At 72.5% G+C, this 20,843-nt stretch carries 21 protein-coding genes; 6 read left to right on the top strand and 15 right to left on the bottom strand.

Annotated elements, in window-relative coordinates; translation table 11 throughout:
* Positions 1-47: 47 nt before the first annotated feature.
* The 11 genes from ACFVHK_RS04890 to ACFVHK_RS04840 are packed head-to-tail and all read right to left on the bottom strand — an operon-like array spanning position 48 to position 10,025.
* Complete coding sequence (locus ACFVHK_RS04890) at positions 48-701, bottom strand: CoA transferase subunit B (protein WP_376927854.1); 654 nt, start codon at positions 699-701, stop codon at positions 48-50.
* 1 nt (position 702) lies between these two features.
* Positions 703-1,476 (bottom strand): CoA transferase subunit A, encoded by a 774-nt coding sequence (locus tag ACFVHK_RS04885; RefSeq protein WP_376927853.1) that lies wholly within the window; start codon positions 1,474-1,476, stop codon positions 703-705.
* 15 nt (positions 1,477-1,491) lie between these two features.
* Positions 1,492-2,403 (bottom strand): alpha/beta hydrolase, encoded by a 912-nt coding sequence (locus ACFVHK_RS04880; RefSeq protein ID WP_376927852.1) that lies wholly within the window; start codon positions 2,401-2,403, stop codon positions 1,492-1,494.
* Positions 2,400-3,146: a 3-hydroxybutyrate dehydrogenase gene (locus tag ACFVHK_RS04875; protein ID WP_376927851.1), complete on the bottom strand. Its 747-nt coding sequence runs from the start codon at positions 3,144-3,146 to the stop codon at positions 2,400-2,402. The genes ACFVHK_RS04880 and ACFVHK_RS04875 overlap by 4 nt, the downstream gene beginning before the upstream one ends.
* Complete coding sequence (locus ACFVHK_RS04870) at positions 3,143-3,805, bottom strand: TetR/AcrR family transcriptional regulator (RefSeq protein ID WP_376927850.1); 663 nt, start codon at positions 3,803-3,805, stop codon at positions 3,143-3,145. Before ACFVHK_RS04870 ends, ACFVHK_RS04875 begins: the two co-directional genes overlap by 4 nt.
* Positions 3,802-5,349 (bottom strand): class I adenylate-forming enzyme family protein, encoded by a 1,548-nt coding sequence (locus tag ACFVHK_RS04865; RefSeq protein ID WP_376927849.1) that lies wholly within the window; start codon positions 5,347-5,349, stop codon positions 3,802-3,804. Before ACFVHK_RS04865 ends, ACFVHK_RS04870 begins: the two co-directional genes overlap by 4 nt.
* Positions 5,342-6,430, bottom strand: coding sequence for a branched-chain amino acid ABC transporter permease (locus ACFVHK_RS04860; RefSeq protein ID WP_376927848.1), 1,089 nt, complete (start codon positions 6,428-6,430; stop codon positions 5,342-5,344). The genes ACFVHK_RS04865 and ACFVHK_RS04860 overlap by 8 nt, the downstream gene beginning before the upstream one ends.
* A complete protein-coding gene (locus tag ACFVHK_RS04855) occupies positions 6,427-7,302 on the bottom strand; it encodes a branched-chain amino acid ABC transporter permease (protein WP_129233202.1) in 876 nt (291 codons plus the stop codon). Before ACFVHK_RS04855 ends, ACFVHK_RS04860 begins: the two co-directional genes overlap by 4 nt.
* Entirely contained in the window at positions 7,302-8,030 is a 729-nt protein-coding gene (locus ACFVHK_RS04850; protein WP_376927847.1) for an ABC transporter ATP-binding protein, read from the bottom strand. The genes ACFVHK_RS04855 and ACFVHK_RS04850 overlap by 1 nt, the downstream gene beginning before the upstream one ends.
* Positions 8,027-8,782, bottom strand: a complete 756-nt coding sequence (locus ACFVHK_RS04845; protein WP_376927846.1) for an ABC transporter ATP-binding protein — start codon at positions 8,780-8,782, stop codon at positions 8,027-8,029. The genes ACFVHK_RS04850 and ACFVHK_RS04845 overlap by 4 nt, the downstream gene beginning before the upstream one ends.
* A 46-nt stretch (positions 8,783-8,828) precedes the next feature.
* On the bottom strand, positions 8,829-10,025 hold the full coding sequence (locus tag ACFVHK_RS04840) for a substrate-binding domain-containing protein (RefSeq protein WP_376927845.1): 1,197 nt from the start codon (positions 10,023-10,025) through the stop codon (positions 8,829-8,831).
* A gap of 152 nt (positions 10,026-10,177) precedes the next feature.
* Here ACFVHK_RS04840 and ACFVHK_RS04835 point away from each other — a divergent pair, with 152 nt between their 5' ends.
* A complete protein-coding gene (locus tag ACFVHK_RS04835; RefSeq protein ID WP_376927844.1) occupies positions 10,178-11,362 on the top strand; it encodes an acetyl-CoA C-acetyltransferase in 1,185 nt (394 codons plus the stop codon).
* A 71-nt stretch (positions 11,363-11,433) separates the two neighbouring features.
* A complete protein-coding gene (locus ACFVHK_RS04830) occupies positions 11,434-12,714 on the top strand; it encodes a low temperature requirement protein A (RefSeq protein WP_376927843.1) in 1,281 nt (426 codons plus the stop codon).
* 48 nt (positions 12,715-12,762) lie between these two features.
* On the opposite strand, the gene ACFVHK_RS04825 is transcribed toward ACFVHK_RS04830, so the two are convergent.
* The 3 genes from ACFVHK_RS04825 to ACFVHK_RS04815 all read right to left on the bottom strand — a co-directional run bounded on the left by ACFVHK_RS04825 (position 12,763) and on the right by ACFVHK_RS04815 (position 15,942).
* On the bottom strand, positions 12,763-14,088 hold the full coding sequence (locus ACFVHK_RS04825) for a M50 family metallopeptidase (protein WP_376927842.1): 1,326 nt from the start codon (positions 14,086-14,088) through the stop codon (positions 12,763-12,765).
* Between the two features lie 103 nt (positions 14,089-14,191).
* On the bottom strand, positions 14,192-15,277 hold the full coding sequence (gene dxr / locus ACFVHK_RS04820) for a 1-deoxy-D-xylulose-5-phosphate reductoisomerase (RefSeq protein WP_376927841.1): 1,086 nt from the start codon (positions 15,275-15,277) through the stop codon (positions 14,192-14,194).
* A 23-nt stretch (positions 15,278-15,300) separates the two neighbouring features.
* On the bottom strand, positions 15,301-15,942 hold the full coding sequence (locus ACFVHK_RS04815; protein WP_376927840.1) for a hypothetical protein: 642 nt from the start codon (positions 15,940-15,942) through the stop codon (positions 15,301-15,303).
* An 85-nt stretch (positions 15,943-16,027) separates the two neighbouring features.
* On the opposite strand from ACFVHK_RS04815, the gene ACFVHK_RS04810 reads away from it, so the two are divergent.
* The gene (locus ACFVHK_RS04810) at positions 16,028-16,789 is read left to right on the top strand and encodes a lysophospholipid acyltransferase family protein (RefSeq protein WP_376927839.1); all 762 of its coding nucleotides are present in this window, start codon (positions 16,028-16,030) and stop codon (positions 16,787-16,789) included.
* A gap of 88 nt (positions 16,790-16,877) precedes the next feature.
* Positions 16,878-17,792: a hypothetical protein gene (locus tag ACFVHK_RS04805; RefSeq protein WP_376927838.1), complete on the top strand. Its 915-nt coding sequence runs from the start codon at positions 16,878-16,880 to the stop codon at positions 17,790-17,792.
* An 18-nt stretch (positions 17,793-17,810) separates the two neighbouring features.
* Here ACFVHK_RS04805 and ACFVHK_RS04800 read toward each other — a convergent pair whose 3' ends face one another.
* Positions 17,811-18,290: an OsmC family protein gene (locus ACFVHK_RS04800; protein ID WP_376927998.1), complete on the bottom strand. Its 480-nt coding sequence runs from the start codon at positions 18,288-18,290 to the stop codon at positions 17,811-17,813.
* Positions 18,291-18,393: 103 nt separating this feature from the next.
* On the opposite strand from ACFVHK_RS04800, the gene gabT reads away from it, so the two are divergent.
* Together gabT and ACFVHK_RS04790 are read left to right on the top strand one after the other, a co-directional pair.
* The gene (gene gabT, locus ACFVHK_RS04795; protein ID WP_376927837.1) at positions 18,394-19,779 is read left to right on the top strand and encodes a 4-aminobutyrate--2-oxoglutarate transaminase; all 1,386 of its coding nucleotides are present in this window, start codon (positions 18,394-18,396) and stop codon (positions 19,777-19,779) included.
* A gap of 3 nt (positions 19,780-19,782) precedes the next feature.
* The gene (locus tag ACFVHK_RS04790; protein ID WP_376927836.1) at positions 19,783-20,772 is read left to right on the top strand and encodes an asparaginase; all 990 of its coding nucleotides are present in this window, start codon (positions 19,783-19,785) and stop codon (positions 20,770-20,772) included.
* Positions 20,773-20,843 lie beyond the last annotated feature (71 nt).

The raw sequence follows: 20,843 nt of genomic DNA, 5'->3' as shown, positions 1-20,843 counted from the left end.
TGGCGCTCCTTCGGGCCTTCGGGGTGGTGCGGGTGGTGCGGACGGGTCTACGTCGTGAGTGCGGTGACGCTCGAGGTGTCGAGCGCGGGCTGGGTCTTCTCGACGACCTCGTCGACGGTGACCCCGGGCGCGAGCTCGACGAGCTTCAGCCCGTCGGGGGTCACGTCGATGACGGCGAGGTCGGTGATGATCCGGTCGACGACGCCCTTGCCGGTCAGCGGCAGCGAGCACGCGTCGACGATCTTCGGCGAGCCGTCCTTGGCGACGTGCTCCATGAGCACGATGCGCTTGCGGGCGCCGTGCACGAGGTCCATCGCGCCGCCGGGCCCCTTGACCATCTTCCCCGGGATCATCCAGTTCGCGAGGTCGCCCGTCGCGGAGACCTGCATGGCGCCGAGGATGGCCGCGTCCACCTTGCCGCCGCGGATCATGCCGAAGCTCGTCGCGGAGTCGAAGTAGGCCGCACCGGGGAGCACCGTCACGGTCTCCTTGCCGGCGTTGATGAGGTCGGGGTCGACCTGGTCCTCGGTCGGGTACGGCCCGACGCCGAGGATGCCGTTCTCCGACTGCAGCACGACGGTGACGCCGTCGGGCACGTAGTTCGGCACGAGCGTCGGCAGGCCGATGCCGAGGTTCACGTACGAGCCGTCCGTCAGCTCCTTCGCCGCGCGCGCGGCCATCTCGAGCCTGGTGAGCGCCATCTCAGTTCCCCTCTCGCACGGTGCGTCGTTCGATGCGCTTCTCGATGTCCGGGCCGACCTCGACGATGCGGTCCACGAAGATGCCGGGCAGGTGCACGGCGTCGGCGTCGATCTCGCCGGGCTCGACGAGCTCCTCGACCTCGGCGATGCAGATGCGGCCGGCCATCGCGCACAGCGGCGAGAAGTTGCGGGCCGACTTGTCGAAGACGAGGTTGCCGTGCCGGTCGCCCTTCATCGCGTGCACGAGCGCGAAGTCCGTCGTGATGGCCTCCTCGAGCACGAACTCGTGCTCCTCGCCGCGCATCGTGAACGTCTGCACGGGCTTCGGCTTCGACGCGACGGCGATCGAGCCGTCGGCGGCGTACCTCTGCGGCAGTCCGCCCTCGGCGACCTGCGTGCCGACCCCGGTCTGGGTGAAGAACCCGGCGATGCCGGCGCCGCCGGCCCGCAGCTTCTCGGCGAGCGTGCCCTGCGGCGTCAGCTCGAGCTCGAGCTCGCCCGACAGGTACTGCCGCTCGAACTCCTTGTTCTCGCCGACGTACGACGAGGTCATCTTGCGGATCAACCCCGCCCCGAGCAGCACCCCGAGGCCCCAGTCGTCGACGCCGCAGTTGTTCGACACGACCGACAGGTCGCCGACCCGGCGCTCGAGCAGCGCCTGGATCAGCACCATGGGGATGCCGCAGAGCCCGAACCCGCCGACGGCGAGCGACGCGCCGTCCGGGATGTCGGCGACCGCCTCCGCGGCCGATCCGACGGTCTTGTCCAGTGTCATCGTGTGACCTCCTCGTCAACGCGTCCCGACGGATGCCGCGGCGTCGGCCTCGGCCAGTCGCGGTGCGACGACCGCGGCGACCCGGGCCGCGCCCGCATCCGTCATGACGATGGTGTAGTGGTTGAGCTCCGCGACCTCGGTGACGCGGAGCGCCGGCATCCGTTCTGCGGTCGCCGCCACCCGTTCGGCAGGGTACAGCCCCTCGGGCTGGTCGAGCATCCCGCGCTCCGCGCGGAGGAAGTCGACGGGAGCGGGAAGCCCCAGCAGGTCGTCGAGGTAGCCGTCGCCGCCGTCGAGCTCGAGGACGTTCTGGGCGACCGCCTCCGCGACCGACGAGCTGCGCAGCTCGGGCTCCGAGCCGACGAGGTCGTACGCGACGTAGTCGGCGACCCGCTCGTCCCAGGCCGGCCCGATCGCCGGATGCGCCTTCCAGAAGTCGGCGTACGCGGCGTGGTCGGCGAAGCGCATCTCGAGCCGCGCGATGGCAGGGCCGAGCACGGCGGCCGCGACCTGCTCCGGGTCCAGTCCCTCGGGGTGCGGGATCGGCAGGCCGCCGTCGACGAGCACGACGCCCGCGACGCGGTCGGGGTGGGACGCCGCGAGCCGGACCGTCACGAACGCGCCCATCGAGTGCCCGACCACGAACGCGCGCTCGATGCCGAGCGCGTCGAGCACGCGCAGCTGGTCGTCGGCATGGTCGCGCAGCGACCAGGGGCCGGGCAGGCCGGCGGAGCGGCCGCGTCCCCGGAGGTCGGGTGCTGCGATGCGCCGATCCGGCAGCGCCGCAGCGACGTGGTGCCACGCGCGATGGCTCGCGGTGATGCCGTGGATGGCGAGCACCGGCGTGCCGGTGGCGTCCGACCGCCACTGGCCGCCGGCGAGGTCGCCGCCGCGGACCGGTGCGGAGAACGGTTCGGGTCCGGTCATCGGGCGCTCCATCCGCCGTCCATGGTGTAGCTCGCGCCGGTCACCATGCGCGCGTCGTCGCTCGCGAGCCAGCGCACGAGGCTCGCCACCTCCGACGGCTCGACGAGCCGCTTGATGGCGGACTCGGTCAGCATCACCTGCTCGACGACGTCCTCCTCCCGGATGCCGTGCACCTTCGCCTGGTCGGCGATCTGCTTCTCGACGAGCGGCGTGCGCACGTAGCCGGGGTTCACGCAGTTCGACGTGACGCCGTGCGGGCCGCCCTCGAGCGCCGTCACCTTCGAGAGGCCCTCGAGGCCGTGCTTCGCGGCGACGTACGCCGACTTGTACGGAGAGGCGCGCAGCCCGTGCACGCTCGACAGGTTGATGACGCGGCCCCAGCCGCGCTCGTACATGCCGGGCAGGGCGGCGCGGATCAGCAGGAAGGGCGCCTCGAGCATGATGCGCAGCAGCAGCGAGAACCGCTCGGGCTCGAACGCCTCGATCGGGCGCACGTGCTGGATGCCGGCGTTGTTGACCAGGATGTCGGCCTCGATGGCGAGGTCGGCGAGCGCCGCGGTGTCGCCGAGGTCGACCTGCCACGCCTCGCCGCCGATCCGCTCGGCCACCGCTTCGGCGGCAGCGCCGTTCAGGTCGGCGATGGTCACCTGCGCGCCCGCCTCGGCGAACGCCTCCGCGCACGCGAGGCCGATGCCGCTCGCTCCCCCCGTGACGATCGCGCGCCGTCCGGCCAGTCCGGTCATGAGTCCTCCCCTTCGGCGCGGCGGTCGCCCCGTCCCAGGGCGCCGCCGATGAATCGCATCATCTCGTCGAGCACGTGCTCGGGGACCGCGTCGGTGCCCGACGCGGTCGGGTCGGCGTCGTCGCCGGGTCCGCCCGCGCCGTCGCCCCAGAGCACCCAGCGCATGCCGATCATCTCGCCGATGCCCATGAGCGCCCACGCGGCCACCGTCGGATCGATGTCCGAGATCTCGCCGTCGAGCTGCGCCTGGCGCAGGCCGTCGATGTAGCCCTCCACGATGCGGGTGTAGTGCAGGCGCAGCGCGCCGGGCGAGACGAACTCCGCCTCCCGTACGACCCGGTACAGCGCCGGGTGCTCGGCGGTGAACCGGAAGAACGCGGCGAAGCCCTCGCGCTCGGCCTCGAGCCGGGTCGTCGCGCCACGCGCGCCCTCGCTCATCGCCTGCCGCACCCGGTGGTTCAGGTCCTCGACGAGCTCGTCGAACACGTCGAGCTTCGAGTCGAAGTACAGGTAGAACGTGCCCTGGCCGACGCCCGCCCGCTCGGTGATGCGCGAGACGGATGACTCGGTGTAGCCGTGCTCGGCGAACACGTGCTCGGACGCCTCGAGGATCCGCCGGCGCGTCTGCTCGCCGCGCGCGGTGCGCGGTGCGGCGCTCATGCGTCGGCTCCCTCGGCCAGGCGCGCCGCCCGCTCGGCGAGCACGCGGCGGAGGGTCTTCGCCGCCGTCGATCGCGGGATCTCGTCGATGAAGCGGATGTCGCGCGGGACCTTGTAGCCCGCGAGCGAGGCTCGCGCGAACTCCGCGAGCTCTGCGGCATCCGTGATCGCACCCGGTCGGAGCACGACCCAGGCCGACCCGGCCTCGCCCCACCGCTCGTCGGGCACCCCGACGACCGCGACGTCGGCGACCGCGGGATGCGCGATGAGCACCGATTCGACCTCGGCGGGCGAGACGCCCTCCCCGCCCGAGATGTAGACGTCGGTCAGCCGGTCGATGATCGTGAAGTAGCCGTCCTCGTCGCGACGCACGAGGTCACCCGTGTGCAGCCGGCCGTCGCGGAGCGCCGCGGCCGTGGCGTCCGGGTCGCGGAGGTACCCGGCGAACACGCCCGGCCCCGAGACCAGCAGCTCTCCCTCGGCCGCTCCGTCGAGGAGCTCCCCGGTCGCCGGATCGGCGACCTCGACGTCGACGTGCGCGTAGGGCAGCCCGGCCGAGCCGACGCGCTCGCGGGCCTCGCGGTCGGGCAGGCAGAGCACGTTCGGCGACGCCTCGGTGAGTCCGTAGCCCTGCGTGAGGGCGACGCCCCTGGCATGCCAGGTGCGCAGCAGTGCCGGCGGCATCGGGGCCCCGCCGACGACGGCGTGCCCGAGGCTCGAGAGATCGGTGTGCGCGAAGTCCGGATGCTGCGCGAGGAACAGGTAGTTCGCGGGGACGCCCATCATCGTCGTGATCCCGCGCTCGGCGACGAGCCGAAGCACCCGGCCCGGGTCGAAGGTCCGCTCGAGCACCACGGTCGCACCCGACCACCAGGCGAGCAGCGGCTGGATGTTCCACCCGCCGACGTGGAACTGCGGCATGACGGCGAGCACGACGTCGTGCTCGGCGATCGCGATGGTCTTCGACAGCGACAGGTTCGTCCAGAAGCAGTTCGCGTGCGTGAGCATCGCGCCCTTCGGCCGCGAGGCGGTGCCCGAGGTGAACACGATGAGCAGCGTGTCGTCGTCGCGCACGTCGGTCCGCGTCGTCGGCGCCTCCGCGCGCGCGCCCGGATGGGGCACCTGCTGCTCGACGCCGTGCGCACCGAGCGCCGCGACCGGGATCCGCCGGGCGAGCCGGCCGAGCGTCGCCCGCGAGAGCGTCTGGAACTCGTCCTCGACGAGGAGGATCACCGGATCGGCGATCTCGAGCTGCTCCGAGAGCTCGCGGGGCGACAGGCGCCACGAGAGCGGCACGAGCGCGAGCCCCGCCTTGGCGCACGCGAAGAACAGCACGACGTGGTCGGCGCTGTTGCCGGTGATCGTCGCGACGCGGTCGCCGATCGCGTAGCCGGCCGCTCGGAAGGCCGCGGCCAGCCGCTCGGCGCGATCATCGAGCTCGCGGTAGCTGATCGCGACGCCGCGGTCGTCGATCGCGATCGCGTCGGGTGTCGTGCGGGCGCGGTCCGAGGTCCACCGGCCCAGCGTGCAGGATCCGTCAGGCATCCACCGTCTCCTCCGGCTCGGCCGGGTGCTGCTTGCGGCCCGTGGCGATGCGGGCGGGCAGCCCCGCGATTCCCCCCGGGAGGAACAGCACCACGAGGACGAACAGCGTCCCCAGGATGAAGAGCGGCTCGGACAGCGGGACCCGGAGGATGTCGGGCAGGGCGGCGATCGCGTCCGACCCGGCGAGCGCCGTGAGGCGCTGGTCGAGCAGTGTGTAGACGATACCGCCGACGATCGCGCCCCACCGGGCGCCCACTCCGCCGAGCACCACGATGACGAGGAGCGTCAGCGTGAAGTCGGCCGTCGCGATGCGCGGCGCCGCCCCGGACTGCAGCAGGAGGTACCCCATGCCCGCGACCGACGCGAGGACGGAGGCCGCGATGAACACGAGGAGCTTCACGTTGTACGGGCGCAGGCCGATGACCCGCACGCGGAGCTCGTTCTCGCGGATCGCCTCGGCGACGTGGCCCGCACGGCTCTTCTCGACCCACAGCACGATCAGGTAGACGAGCACGAGGATGCCGAGCGCGACCCAGTAGAGGTTGCGCGTGTCGACGACGCCGACGAGCTCGGGCGGGACGTGCGCGGTGTCGAGGGCGAGCCCCTCGTCACCGCCCGTCGCGCTGCCCGGGTTGCGACGGATCAGCACCGAGCCGGCCTGTGCGAACGCGAGCGTCACCATCGCGAACGAGATCCCGGTGACCCGCAGCGCGAGCGCCCCGACGGTCGCGGCGAGCACGAAGCCGAGCACGAGCGTCACGGCGATCGCGACGGTGAAGACGAGCGCGCTCGGCCATTCCGCGGGCCCGAAGGCCTCGAGCGTCATCGCGAGCCCGTAGGCGCCCGCGGCGAAGAACAGCGCGTGGCCGAACGAGAGCAGGCCGGCCAGGCCGAACATCATGCGGTAGGTGAGCGCCAGCGCCGCGATCAGCAGCGCGAACGCGAGCAGCTGCAGCGTGCCGGGCGTGTAGGTCGGCCCGGGCAGGACGCCCGGGACGTCGATGGCCAGCAGGGGCAGGATCGCGAGTGCGACGACGAGCAGGATGCCGCCGATGACGAGGCGGAGCGACTTGGCGGTCATGCGGCCTTCCCCATGAGTCCACGCGGGCGGATGAGCAGGACGGCGGCGAGGAGCACGACGACGACCAGGTCGCCGGTGCCGCCGAGGTAGAAGTTCGCGAACTGCTGCAGCACGGCCACGAGCACCGAGGCGATCGCGGCGCCGGTCAGCGAGCCGAGCCCGCCGATGACGGTGACGATGAACGCGAAGATGAGCAGCACCGATCCGAGGTGGGCCGAGACGTAGCCGTAGTACACGGATGCCAGGACCCCGCCGAGCCCGGCGGCGGCGCCGCCGATCGCGAACACGAGCGTGAACGAGCGGCGGACGTCGATGCCGAGGGCGGTCACCATGTGCCGGTTCTCGACGCCGGCGCGGATGATGAGGCCGTACCGGGTCCTGCGGAGGAACAGCACGATGCCGCCGAGCACGAGCGCCGCGCACGCGATGAGCAGGAACCGGTCGTTCGGGATGCGGGCGCCGAGGATCTCGGTGGTCTGGGTGAGCCAGGCCGGCCGGTCGGTGTAGATCGGGTCGGTGCCCCAGATCCCCTCGAACAAGGCGACCGCGGCCAGCGAGATCCCGACGGTGACGAGCGCCTGCTCGATGTGCCGCTCGTAGAGGCGGCGGATGATGAGCACCTCGGTCAGCACCGCGACGGTCGCGCCGACGAGGATGCCGACGAGCGCGGAGATCGCGAGGCCCGTCCAGGTGCCGTCGGAGATCCGGCGGCCGGCCTCCCAGCCGAGGAACGCGGCGATCGTGAGGAACGCGCCGTGGGCGAAGTTCAGCACGCCCATGAGGCCGTAGATGAGCGAGAGCCCGCTCGCGACCAGGAAGTAGAGTGCGCCGAGGCCGAGGCCGGTGATGAGCAGGAGGACCAGGGTGTCCATCAGGCGGCCTCCCGTTCGTCGTGCACGCCGAGGAACCGCTGCACGCGGTCGTGATCGTCGAGGAGCTCCTCGGCCGGGCCGGTGAAGACGACGCGGCCCGAGGAGAGCACCACCACGCGCTCTGCGAGGCGGCGGACGACGAACAGGTTCTGCTCGACGAGGAGGATCGGGGCCGTGCGCGCGGCCTCCGCGAGTGCGTCGGCGACCTCGTCGACGATGCGCGGCGCGAGTCCCTTGGTCGGCTCGTCGACGAGCAGCAACCGGTTCTCGTTCACCAGTGCCCGGGCGAGCGAGACCATCTGCTGCTGGCCGCCGGAGAGCGTGCCCGCGCGCTGCTCGCGTCGCGCCTCGAGGTCGGGGAAGAGGGATGCCACGAGCTCGCGCCGCGGTGAGCGGTCGCGCTCGGCGAGGCGCAGGTTCTCGGCCACGGTGAGCGAGCCGAAGACCTCGCGGTCCTCGGGCACGTACGCGACGCCGCGCTGCACGATGCGGTGGGTGGGCGCCCGGTCGATGCGCTCGCCTGCGAGGCGCACCTCGCCGGTGCGGTCGATCAGGCCGAGGATCGACTTGATCGTCGACGTCTTGCCGACGCCGTTCCGGCCGAGGAGCGCGGTGACCCCGGTCGCGGGGACGTCGAACGAGACGTCCTCGACGACCTGCTGGCCGGCGATGCGGCCGTAGAGGTTCCGGACGCTCAGGATGGGTTCGTCCGCGACGGGCCCGCTCATGCGGCGGACCCGAGGTAGGCGGATTGGACGGTGGGGTTCGCCATGACGGCCTCCGGGGAGTCTGCGGCGAGCAGTTCGCCGTGGTGCATGACGGCGACCCGGTCGGCGAGACCGAGGACGACGTCCATGTGGTGCTCGACCATGAGCACGGTGCGCCCGCCGCGATGGAGCCCGCGGATGACCTCGGTGAGCGCGGGGACGTCGGCGGAGCCGACGCCCGCCATGGGCTCGTCGAGGAGGATCACGCGGGGCTCCATCGCGATGAGCATCGCGATCTCGACCTTCCGCTTCTCGCCGTGCGAGAGCCCCGAGGCGCCGGCGTCGGCGCGCTGCGCCATGCCGACCTCCTCCAGGGCTGCGAGGGCTCGCCGGGTCGCGGCATCCGTGCGCCGCGGGGTGCGGAACACGGATGCCGCGCGGCCCTCGCGCACCTGGGCGGCCAGCCGCACGTTCTCGAGCACGTCGAGCGCCGGGAAGAGGCTCGAGGTCTGGAACGTGCGGCCGAGGCCGGCCGCGGCGCGCCGGTGCACCGGCTGGGTGGTCACGTCGGCGCCGGCGAGGCGCACGGCGCCCTCCGTCGGTCGCAGGACGCCGGAGACGATGTTGAAGAGCGTCGTCTTGCCGGCGCCGTTCGGGCCGATGACGCCGAGCATCTCGCCCTCGGGCACGCTGAGCGACACGTCCTTGAGGATGTGGGCTCCGCCGATCCGGAGGGTGACGTGCTCGAGTTCGAGCGCCGCGTGGTCGGTCATGATCGCGTGTGCTTCCGTTCCTGGTCGGTTCGGGTGGGTGGTGCGGTCAGCCGACGACCGGCGGGGCGACGGTCTCGGCGTCGATCGTCTCGATGAGCTCGGGGGCCCATCCGTCGGCGCCCTCGACGAGGTTCACCTGGTACATCGGCTGGATGAGGGCGTGGTCCTCGGCGCGGACGGTGACCTCGCCCTTGACCGACTCGAAGGTCCAGCCCTCGAGCGCCTCGATCATGGCGTCGACGTCGTCGCCGCCCTCGCGCACGGCCTGCACGATCATCTGGGCGGCCACGAACCCGTCGACCGAGAACAGGTCGGGCGTGGCGCCGGCCTCCTCCAGGCGGGTGATCATCTCCTCCTCGATGTCGGTGCCCGCGGCGCCGCCGAAGTAGTGGTTGAGGAACGAGATGTCGGCCGACGCGTCGCCGTAGGCCTGGTAGGTGGCGACGTCGCCGAGGCCGGTGACGACCGGTGCGGCGTCGAAGACGCCCTGCTGCTGCAGCGCGGTCCACATGGCGCCCGAGGAGGCGCCTGCCCAGGCGACGAAGACCAGGTCGGGCTGCGCGTCGATGAGCTGCTGCGCGAACGGGGTGAACTCGGTCGCGTCCTCGGCGACGAGCACGCCCTGCACCTCGGCGCCCTGGCCGCCGAGCACGGCCTCGACGCCCGCGAGGTTGCCCTGGCCGAACGCCGTGTCCTGGGCGAAGACGACGACCTTCTTGCCGTCGGGGTCGCCGATGAACGTTCCCGCGGTGGCGACGTCCTGGTAGGTCTGGCGGCCCGAGCGGAACGTGTAGTCGTTCACGCCGGTGATGGCGTCGGCGGCCGCGGGGCCCGAGATGTAGAGGATCTCGTTCTGCTCGGCCTGCTCGGCGAGCGAGGTCGCGATGCCCGAGACGACCGTGCCGGCGAGCACCTTGGTGCCCTGGCCGATGAGGTCCTTGGCCTTGGCGACCGCGGTGTCGGGGTTGCCCTGGTCGTCCTCCCAGGTGATCTCGAGCTCCTGGCCGTCCACCTCGCCGGTGCCGTCCGTGGCGTAGTCGAGGCCGGCCTCGAAACCGGCGGTGTAGGCCTCGCCGTAGGCGGCGAGCGGTCCGGTCTGGGACGTGATCATGCCGATCGCGACGGGAGCGGCGTCCGCCCCCTCGGCGTCGCCTCCCCCGGAGGTGGTCGGTGCGCAACCGGCCAGGGTGATCGCCGCGGCGGCGACGAGCGCCGGCGCGAGGTACTTCGGTGTAACTCGCATGCTGTGAGCCTCTCTGAGTGACGACGGTGTCAGAACCTGACAGGTGGTTCAGGTCTCAGGAACGTACACTAGAGTCGATCGCGCACGACGCGCAACCCGGATCGGCGCACCGACCCCGTGCACCGACGCAGAGACGAAGGAGTCCCACCGAAATGAGCTTTCCCGACGTCGTCATCGTCGCCGGCGCCCGTACGCCGTTCGGCCGCATCGCCGGCAACCTGGGCAGTCGAACCGCCGTCGAACTCGGCACCGTCGCCATCCGCGGCGCCCTCGAGAAGGCCGGGGTCTCCCCCGACGACGTCGACGCCGTGATCATGGGCCAGGTGCTCCAGGCCGGCGCCGGCCAGAACCCCGCCAAGCAGTCCGCGGTCGCGGCGGGCATCCCGTGGCGCGTGCCCGCGATCACGCTGAACAAGGTGTGCCTGTCGGGCCTGGTCGCGGTGACGGATGCCGCGCGGCTGATCCGCCTCGGCGAGGCCGAGGTCGTCGTCGCCGGCGGCCAGGAGTCCATGACCAACGCGCCGCACCTGCTCCCCGGGTCCCGGAAGGGGCACATGTACGGCAGCGTCGAGCTGCTCGACCACACCGCCGCCGACGGCCTCACCGACGCGTTCGACCAGGAGTCGATGGGCGCCTCGACCGAGCGCTTCAACGAGCGCTACGGCCTCGGCCGCGCCGAGCAGGACGAGATCGCGGCGGCCTCGCACGTGCGCGCCGGCCGCGCGCAGGCCGACGGCCTGTTCGACGACGAGATCGTGCCCGTCGAGATCCCCCAGCGCAAGGGCGACCCCGTCGTCGTCACGACGGACGAGGGCGTACGCCCCGACTCCACGCCCGAGACGCTGTCGAAGCTCCGGCCCGCCTTCGCCGAAGGCGGTGCGATCACCGCCGGCAACTCCTCGCCGATCTCCGACGGCGCCGCGGCCGTCGTGGTCGCGAGCCGCGCCTGGGCCGAGGAGCGGGGCCTGCCGTGGCTCGCGCTGGTCGGAGCATCCGGCCAGGTCGCCGGGCCCGACAACTCGCTGCACTCGCAGCCCTCGAACGCCATCGCGGCCGCGCTCGACCGAGCCGGCTGGCAGGCCGGCGACCTCGACCTGGTCGAGATCAACGAGGCCTTCGCCGCGGTGTCGCTGCAGTCGATGAAGGACCTCTCGCTCGATCCCGACACCGTCAACGTCCACGGCGGGGCCATCGCGCTCGGCCACCCGATCGGCGCGTCCGGAGCCCGCCTGGCGCTGCACGCCGCGCTCGAGCTCGCCCGGCGCGACGGCGGCAGGGCGGCCGTGGCACTGTGCGGCGGCGGCGGCCAGGGCGAGGCGCTCCTGCTCTCCCGCTGACCCCCTCCGACGGGCCCCTGCTGTGGTGGAATGTTCCCCACGGCAGGGGCCCGTCCGGTGAGGAGGCGCAGATGAGCGAGACGACGACGGATGCCGCCGGGCAGCCGGCGGCCCGACCGACGCGCCTCGACCACCGCCTCCGCCGGATGTCCGGCCGCGACCCCGACGAGCCGCACCGCTCGGCCACGCCGCTCGAGCTCTTCTTCGACCTCGTCTTCGTCGCGGCGTTCAGCGCAGCCGGGAGCCAGACCGCGCACCTGCTCGAGCTCGGGCACTTCGGCGCGGCGACCGCCGGCTTCGTGTTCGCGGTGTTCGCGATCGCATGGGCCTGGATCAACTTCACGTGGCTCGCGTCGGCCTACGACAACGACGACGTGTTCTTCCGCATCGCCACGATGGTCGTGATGATCGGCGTCATCGTGCTCGCGCTCGGACTCCCCCAGGCGTTCCACTCGATCGACGAGGGCGGCGAGCTCGAGAACGGCGTCGTCGTGATCGGGTACGTGATCATGCGCGTCGCGGTCGTCGCGCTGTGGGTCCGCGCCGCCCGCCACGACCCGCCGCGACGCCGCACCGCGCTGACCTACGTCGTGCTCGTCTCGGCCGCGCAGGTCGGCTGGATCCTGCTGCTCGTCGCGAATCCCCCGCTCTCGACCGTGGTGCTCGTGTGGCTGGCGCTCGTGGCGTTCGAGATGGCGGGTCCGATGATCGCCGAGCGCGTCGGCGGCGGCACGCCGTGGCATCCGCACCACGTCGCCGAACGGTACGGCCTGCTCGTCATCATCACGCTCGGCGAGATCGTGCTCGGCACCATCCTCGCGATCAGCGCGGTCGTCGAGGAGCAGGGCTGGGACGTCGAGGCCGTGCTCGTGACCGTCGGCGGCACGATGCTCGCGTTCGGGCTGTGGTGGGTGTACTTCATCATGCCCTCCGGCGCAGTGCTCGCGCGGCACCGCGAACGCGGGTTCGTCTGGGGCTACGGGCACCTGGCGATCTTCGGCTCGCTCGCCGCGACCGGCGCGGGGCTGCACGTCGCGGCGTACGTGATCGAGGGCACCGCGCACATCGACGACACGACGGCGCTGCTCACCGTCGTCGTCCCCGTGGCCGCCTTCTCGACCGCGCTGTTCACGATCTACTCGGCGCTGCTGCGCGAGTTCGACCCGTTCCACGTCGTGCTCTACGTCGGCAGCATCATCCCGCTCGTCGCCGCGGTGATGGCCGTCGCCGGCGGCGCGAGCATGGGCCTCGGCATCGTGATCACGTCGCTCTCGCCCATGATCGTGATCGTCGGCTACGAGACCATCGGGCATCGCCACCAGGCGGCCGCGCTCGAGCGCGCGCTGGCATGAGCGATCGGGCCCCGGCCGGCTCCGCCCCGACCCGGGGACGGATCGAGCTCAGAACAGGCTGACGGGCTTCACGATGTCGGCGTAGATGAGCAGCGCGCTCATGCCACCGAGGATGATGACCATCGCGAAGGTGAGCGGCATCAGCTTCGCGAGGTCGACCGGCCCCGGGTCGGGCCGGTTCCTGAGCTTCGCCCAGCCCCGACGGATCGCCTCCCACAGGGCGCCGGCGATGTGCCCGCCGTCGAGCGGCAGCAACGGGATCAGGTTGAAGACGAACAGTGCGACGTTGAGCGAGGCGAGGATGCCGACGAGCCCCGCCGCACGCGAGGCGATCGGAACCTCGTCGAGGCTCGCGATCTCGCCTGCGACCCGGCCCACGCCGACCACCGAGATCGGCCCGTCCGGGTCGCGCTCCTCCGGGCCGAACGCGGCGTTGGCGACATCCACCAACCGCTGCGGGAGGTTCACGATGATGCCGGCCACCGCCTGGACGTTCTCGCCGACCATCGGCAGCACGGCCGACGGCGGCTGGCGCACGGTCTCGGCTGCGGGCCCGATGCCGACGAAGCCGACCTCGTCGGTGATCGGCTCGCCGTCGGCGCCGTCGACGATCCGGCCCTGCTCGTCGACCACGTACCGCTCGCTGAGCAGCGGCGTCACCGCGAGCGTGACCTCCTCGCCGTCGCGCAGGACGACGACGGGGATCTCCTCGCCCGGGTGCTCGCGGATGATGGCGGTGGACTCCGCCCACGTCTGGATCGGCTGGCCCGCGACGACGAGGATCGTGTCGCCGGGCTGGATGCCCGCCTCGGCGCCCGGTGCCGCCGGATCGCCGGGTTCGCAGGTCTGGCGCTCGCTCGTCGCGGGCAGCGCGCACTCCGAGACCGATCCGATCGTCGTGGACGGCTGCGAGATGCCGAAGCCCATGAGCAGCACGCCGAACAGGACGATCGCGAGGACGAGGTTCATGAACGGCCCGCCGAACATGACGATGATCCGCTTCCAGACCGGCAGCCGGTAGAAGGCGCGGTGCTCGTCGCCCGGGGTGATGGACTCGGCGCTGGAATCGCGGGCGTCCTGGACGAGCGTGCGGAAGAAGCCCGTGCTGTCCTCCTTCGCGTGACCGTCCTTGCCGGGCGGGAACATGCCGATCATGGCGATGTAGCCGCCGAGCGGGATCGCCTTGACCCCGTACTCCGTCTCGCCCTTCCGGCGCGACCAGATGGTCGGCCCGAAGCCGATCATGTACTGGGTCACCTTGACGCCGAACAGCTTCGCGGGCACGAGGTGCCCGATCTCGTGCAGGCCGATCGAGACGGCGAGGCCGACGACGATGATGGCGACGCCGATCACGAACAGGAGCACGGATTCCACCCCGTCATCGTAGGGGCGATCCCTTGGCGCGCGCTGTCCGCGGACTGTGAACGGATCCCGCCGGCTCACGGTCGGCGCGGCCCAGCGGGCCGGCCGTGGGTTCCTAGGCGCGCGCGATGCGCAGGTCGGCCGCCCGGCGCGCGACCCGCTCCGCCTCCGCGAGCGAGTCGACGGTGAGGACGCCCGACGGTGACTCGTGGGCGTCGACGACCGCCTTCACGGTGTCGACGATCTCGGTGAACCCGATCCGACCCGCGTGGAACGCCGCGACCGCCTGCTCGTTGGCGGCGTTGAACACCGCGGGATACTCGCCGCCCGCTCGACCGACCTGCTTGGCGAGCCTCACGGCGGGGAACGCGGACTCGTCCAGCGGCTCGAAGCTCCACTGCTGCGCGCTCGTCCAGTCCAGCGGCTTCCCGGCCGCCGCCACGCGGTTCGGCCAGTCGAGCCCGAGCGAGATCGGCAGGCGCATGTCGGGCGGCGACGCCTGCGCGATCGTCGAGCCGTCCACGAACTCGACCATCGAGTGCACGATCGACTGCGGGTGCACGACGACGTCGATGCGGTCGTAGTCCACCGAGAACAGCAGGTGCGCCTCGATCACCTCGAGGCCCTTGTTCACCAGGGTCGCCGAGTTCGTCGTGACCACGAGCCCCATGTCCCAGGTGGGGTGGGCGAGGGCCTCGGCCGGCGTCACGTCCGCGAGCTCCTCGCGCCGACGACCCCGGAAGGGCCCGCCGGAGGCGGTCAGCACGAGGCGGCGCACCTCGTCGTGCGTGCCGGAGCGCAGCGCCTGCGCGATGGCCGAGTGCTCGGAGTCGACGGGCACGATCTGGCCGGGGGCCGCGAGCCGGGTCACGAGGTCGCCGCCCACGATGAGCGACTCCTTGTTCGCCAGGGCGAGGGTCATGCCCCGCTCGAGGGTCGCGATCGTCGGACCGAGCCCGACCGAGCCCGTGATGCCGTTGAGGACGACGTCGGCGTCGACGCTCCGGACGAGCTGCACGGCCTCGTCGATGCCGACCGCGGTGTGCTCGACGCCGAACTCGTCGGCCTGCCGCTCGAGCTCGGCGCGGTTCGACCCGACGGCGAGCCCGACGACGTCGAAGCGGCGCGGGTTGGCGCGGATGACGTCGAGCGCCTGCGTGCCGATGGAACCGGTGGACCCGAGGATGATGACGCTGCGCACAAGGCCACTCTAGGCCGCGGGCGTCAGCGTCGAGGCAGCAGGGCGACGGATGCCGCGACGCGGCCCGGCACGGCGACGTCCATGATCCGGACGTCCGCCCAGCTCGAGCCGAGCTCGGGCACGCTCCTCGTGATGCGCGCGTCGCCGTGGTCGTCGCCGGGCAGCGTGAGGGCGATGCGGCAGGGTTCGAGGACCTCGAGGTGGCCGACCGCCCGCAGCAGTGCGGACTTGCGCGCCCACACCTGGGCACGCACGAGCGCACGCGCCGACGGGTCCACGTCGTCGAGCCGTGCGCGCTCGATCGGGTGCAGCGCCGCGGCGTCGAGGGCGGGCGCGGGTTCCGGGGCCGCGGCCTCGATGCCGACCCCGACCGGATGCCTCGTACCGACGGCCGCGACGACCACTCCGGCTCCCGTCGCCGCGTCGGCGAACCACGGACCGCCCGACGGGGTCGTCGGGTACCGGACGACGGGGCTGCCGTGCCGCACGCCGCACACCGGGCACGCGTGGACGAGTTCGACGTCGTCGGCCGGGACGCCCGCCGACGCGGCGAGGTGCGCGCGGAGCACCGATTCGACGCCGGCGCCGCGCCTGCCGCCCGCGGCGACCATCACGCGCACCCCGGCGTCCTCGAGCTCGACGACCTCGGCGGATGCGATGTCCATGCGCCCATGATGTCGCACTCCCGGGCTGCCGCCGATCCCCCGCCATATTCCGGGGCTCGCATACGGCCTGACGTAGCGTCGGAGGGTGAGTGAGATCGAGGCCGACGCAGTCCCCTCCCCGCGGGCGAAGCCCGGCCCGGTGTACGGGCTCGTCCGAGGCGTCCTCCGGCCGCTCGTCAGGATGATCTACCGGCCGACGATCACCGGTGCCGAGAACGTGCCGCGGACCGGCCCCGTCATCCTCGCCTCCAACCACCTTTCCTTCGTCGACAGCATCGTGATCCCGCTCGCCGCACCGCGACCGGTGCAGTTCCTGGCGAAGTCGCACTACTTCACGGGCACCGGTCTCAAGGGATGGATGTCCCGCACGTTCTTCACCGCCATCGGCGCGGTGAGCGTGGAACGCGGCGCCGGCGCGCAGGCGCAGGCCGCGCTCGACCAGGGCCGCCGGATCCTCGACTCCGGCAGCGCGTTCGCGCTCTACCCGGAGGGCACGCGCTCCCTCGACGGGCGACTGTACCGGGGGCGCACCGGCATCGCCTGGCTGGCGCTCACGACCGGCGCGACGGTCGTGCCCGTCGGCCTCATCGGCACCCACGAGATCCAGCCCGTCGGCTCGTCGGTGCCGCGCGTGCGCCCGGTCACGGTGCGCTTCGGCGAGCCGCTCGACCTCAGCAGGCACGGGGCGCCGTCGTCGGGACGCGCGCGCCGAGCCGCGACCGACGAGGTCATGGCGGCGATCCACGCACTCACGGGCCAGGAACTCGCCGACGCGTACAACGAGGCGCCGCCGCACGGCGCGCTCGCGAAGCTCGCGGACCGCGTCGCCCCCCGCGAACGCGTGTAGCCGCGCCGCGGCACCGATCGGTCGCGACGCGCCGGAGTCGGGGCGGCCTCCCAGCGACCGGTGGGTGGGCACGGGTATCGTCGGCCCGATGAGGACGACCGCTCGTGGGTGGGTCGCTGCGGTCGCGGCGGCCGCCGCACTGCTGCTGGCCGGGTGCGTGCCGACCACCGGGATCGAGCGCGACCCGACCTCCGCCGATCGGCGCATCCCCTCGACCGATCGGTTCGATCCGGGGTTCATCGTGAGCGACGACGCGTTCTACGACTCGACGGCGATGAGCGTGCGCGACATCCAGGTCTTCCTCGAGTCGCGCGACTGCCGGCCCGTCGACGCCGTGCCGTGCCTCAGCGACTACACCGAGGACGTGGCGGCCGTCCCGGCGGCCGGGCCGCGGCACTGCGCCGCCGTCCCGGGCCGCGAGGCCGTCCCCGCGAGCCGCATCGTCAGCGAGGTCGCCGCGGCCTGCGGCGTGAGCCCGCAGACGCTCCTCGTGCTGCTGCAGAAGGAGCAGTCCCTGCTCACGAGGCCGAGCGCTCGCGGCTACGAGCGCGCCACGGGTTACGGCTGCCCGGACACGGCCGACTGCGACGCCCGGTACTTCGGGTTCTTCAACCAGGTGTACCGGGCCGCGTGGCAGTTCCGGCAGTACACGGCCGAGCCCGTCCGGAAGTTCCACGTCGGCACGGTCGACGTCGGCTTCCACCCCGACGCGGCCTGCGGCGCGTCGACCGTGCGCATCCGCAACCAGGCGACCGCGAACCTCTACAACTACACGCCCTACCAGCCGAACGACGCCGTCCTCGCCGACCCGTCGGCCGGGGACGACTGCTCGGCCTACGGCAACCTGAACTTCTGGCGCATCTGGAACCGGTGGTTCGGCGACCCGCACGACGAACGCCTCCCGGCGTACTTCCCGCCGTGCTCTCGCCTCGTCGGCGGCTACCCCTGCCCGGCACCCGCTCCGCCCGGCACGGCGCTCGCGCCGACCCAGTCGCTTCCCTGATCCGCTCGGCGTCGCGCCCTAGACGCCGCGGACGAGCGTCGTCGGCTCGTGCCGGACGGGGAAGGCGACGGATGCCGCGATGAAGCACTTCTCGGACGCCTCGTGGTGCAGCGACTCGGCGAGCTCGCGCATCGACGCCTCGGCGACCGTGACGCGCGGGCGCAGGACCGCGACCTCGAGCCGCCCTCCGCCGCGCCCGTCCTCGCGCATCGTCGCGGTCGCGGCATCCTCGTAGCCGACCACGACGACGCCGTGGTTCACGGCGACGTGCAGGTACGAGAGCATGTGGCATTCGCTGAGCGCGGCGAGCACGAGCTCCTCCGGATTCCAGCGATCACGGTCGCCGTGGAAGGCGCGGTCGCTCGATCCGGCGATCTCGTGCAGCTTGCCTGCCGCCCGCACGGCGTGCCGGCGGCCGTACGACCGGTACGACGAGGTGCCCTCGCCGCGGTCGCCCTGCCACTCGAGCTCGATCGCGTAGTGGTGCTCGCCGAGCATGTCGATCCCTCCCGTCACGCGGTGCGGGCCTCGCCCGCCGCCGTCGATCCTGCACCCGGCCGCCGACGTCGCGCACCGGCCTCGGGGTTAAGCTGGTCCGATCATGACTGACACCTGGATCCCCGTCGAATCCGTGCCCGCCGAGTCGGCCGAATCGGCCACCGTGCCGCAGGAGCGACGGATCGTCACCGCCGTTCCCGGTCCCCGCTCGCAGGAGCTTCAGGCGCGCCGCAACGCCGTCGTGTCGGCGGGCGTGTCGAGCGTCCTCCCCGTGTACATCGAGCGTGCCCACGGTGCGGTCCTCGAGGACGTCGACGGCAATCGGTTCCTCGACTTCGGCGCCGGCATCGGCGTGACGACGGCCGGCCACACGCCCGCACGGGTCGTCGAGGCCGCCGCCGCGCAGTCGCGCGACGTGCTGCACACGCTGTTCACCATCACGCCCTACGAGGAGTACGTGCGCGTCGCGGAGCTGCTCGCCGCGCACACGCCGGGCGACTTCGCGAAGAAGTCCGTGCTCGTGAACTCGGGCGCCGAGGCGGTCGAGAACGGCGTGAAGATCGCCCGCAAGCACACCGGCCGCCGTGCCGTCGCGGTGCTCGACCACGCCTACCACGGGCGCACGAACCTCACGATGGCGATGAACTACAAGGCCATGCCGTACGCGACCGGGTTCGGCCCGCTCGCCGGCGACGTCTACCACGCGCCGAGCTCGTACCCCTACCGCGACGGCCTCAGCGGCGAGGAGGCCGCGGCCCGCACGATCGGCTACCTCGACAAGGTCGTCGGCGCATCCGACCTCGCCTGCCTCGTCGTCGAGCCGATCCAGGGCGAGGGCGGCTTCATGGTCTACGCCGACGGCTACCTGCCCGCGCTGCAGGACTGGTGCACCGCGAACGGCGTCGTCATGATCGCCGACGAGATCCAGTCGGGGATGGCGCGGACCGGCGCCTACTACGCGTCGGAGCACTTCGGCTGGACACCCGACCTCGTGCTCACGGCGAAGGGCATCGCCGCGGGGTTCCCGCTCGCCGCCGTCACCGGCCGCGCCGAGATCATGGACGCCTCGCACCCCGGCGGCCTCGGCGGGACCTTCGGCGGCAACCCGGTCGCGTGCGCGGCGGCCGTGGCCGTGTTCGAGACCATCGAGGAGGAGGACCTCCTCGCCGAGGCCCGGCGCATCGAGGCCGCGCTCACGGCGGGCCTCGAGCGGCTGCGCGCGAAGTACGACGTGATCGGCGACATCCGCGGGCGCGGCGCGATGATCGCGATCGAACTCGTCGAGTCCGGCACCGCCGAGACGACCAAGGCCCCGAACGCGGCCGCCGTCTCCGCCATCGTCGCCCACGCCGCACAGCAGGGCGTGCTGTTCCTGAGCGCGGGCACCTGGGGCAACGTGCTCCGGTTCCTGCCGAGCCTGCGGATGACCGACGAGCTCATCGAGGACGCCCTCGGCGTGCTCGACGACGCGTTCGCGACCCTCGCCTGAGCCGTGGGCGAGACCTTCACGGCCTCGGCCGCAGCCCAGCTCGCCGTCGTCGAGCGCGGCGGCTTCATCGAGTCGCGCCACGTCGGCTCCGCCGTCGTCCTCGCACCCGAGGGCGAGGTGGTGCGCGAGCTCGGCGACACCAGCGCTCCGGTGCTCCCCCGCTCCAGCATGAAGCCGTTCCAGGCGCTCGCCGTGATGACCTCGGGGGTCACGCTCCGCGGCGAGGACGCCGCGATCGCGACCGCGAGCCACAGCGGCACGCCCGGGCACGTCGCACTCGTGCGCGGGCTGCTCGCACGCGCAGGGCTGCCCGCGTCGGCGCTGCGCTGCCCTGCCGAGTTCCCGACCGACCGCGCGTCCCGCGACGAGCTCGTGCGGGCCGGCACGAGACCCGAGCCGATCACCATGAACTGCTCGGGGAAGCATGCCGCGATGCTCCTCGCCTGCCATGCGAACGGCTGGTCGATGGGAGACTACCTCGACCTCGACCATCCGCTGCAGAAGCGCATCCTCGACGTGTTCGAGCGCCTCACCGGCGAGCGGCCGTCGGCGACCGTGATCGACGGCTGCGGCGCTCCGGTGCATGCCGTCGGACTCACGGCGCTCGCGCGCGGCATCCAGAAGATCGCGTCGTCGTCGACGTCGTCGCCCTTCGCGCTGTTCCGCGAGGGGGCGGCGCTGGCCGAGGGCGTGCGCGCGAACGGGTGGGCGATCGCCGGCCCCGGGCGACCGGACTCGGTCGGGATCGACCGCCTGGGCGTCTTCTCCAAGTTCGGAGCCGAGGGCGTCCAGGTCATGACCGCCGCCGACGGCACCACCGTCGCGCTCAAGATGCTCGACGGCTCCCCGCGCGCATCCGTCGTCGTCGCGGCACGGCTCCTCGTCGGAGCCGGCGCGCTCGAGGCATCCGCCGTCGATGCGCTCGAGCCGGAGCTCGGTCTCGACGTGCTCGGCGGCGGGCGCGTCGTCGGCCGCATCCGCGCCACGGTCTAGCGTCGTTCGGGCCCTGCGTCCCGCTCCTCGACGCAGAGAGGCCGCGACCCTCGACGGGTCGCGGCCTCCCT

The organism is Agromyces binzhouensis (assembly GCF_042672355.1).
GTDB lineage: Bacteria > Actinomycetota > Actinomycetes > Actinomycetales > Microbacteriaceae > Agromyces > Agromyces binzhouensis.
The sequence above is the reverse complement of the archived record's forward strand: the minus strand, read 5'-3'. Positions and strand labels throughout refer to the sequence as shown.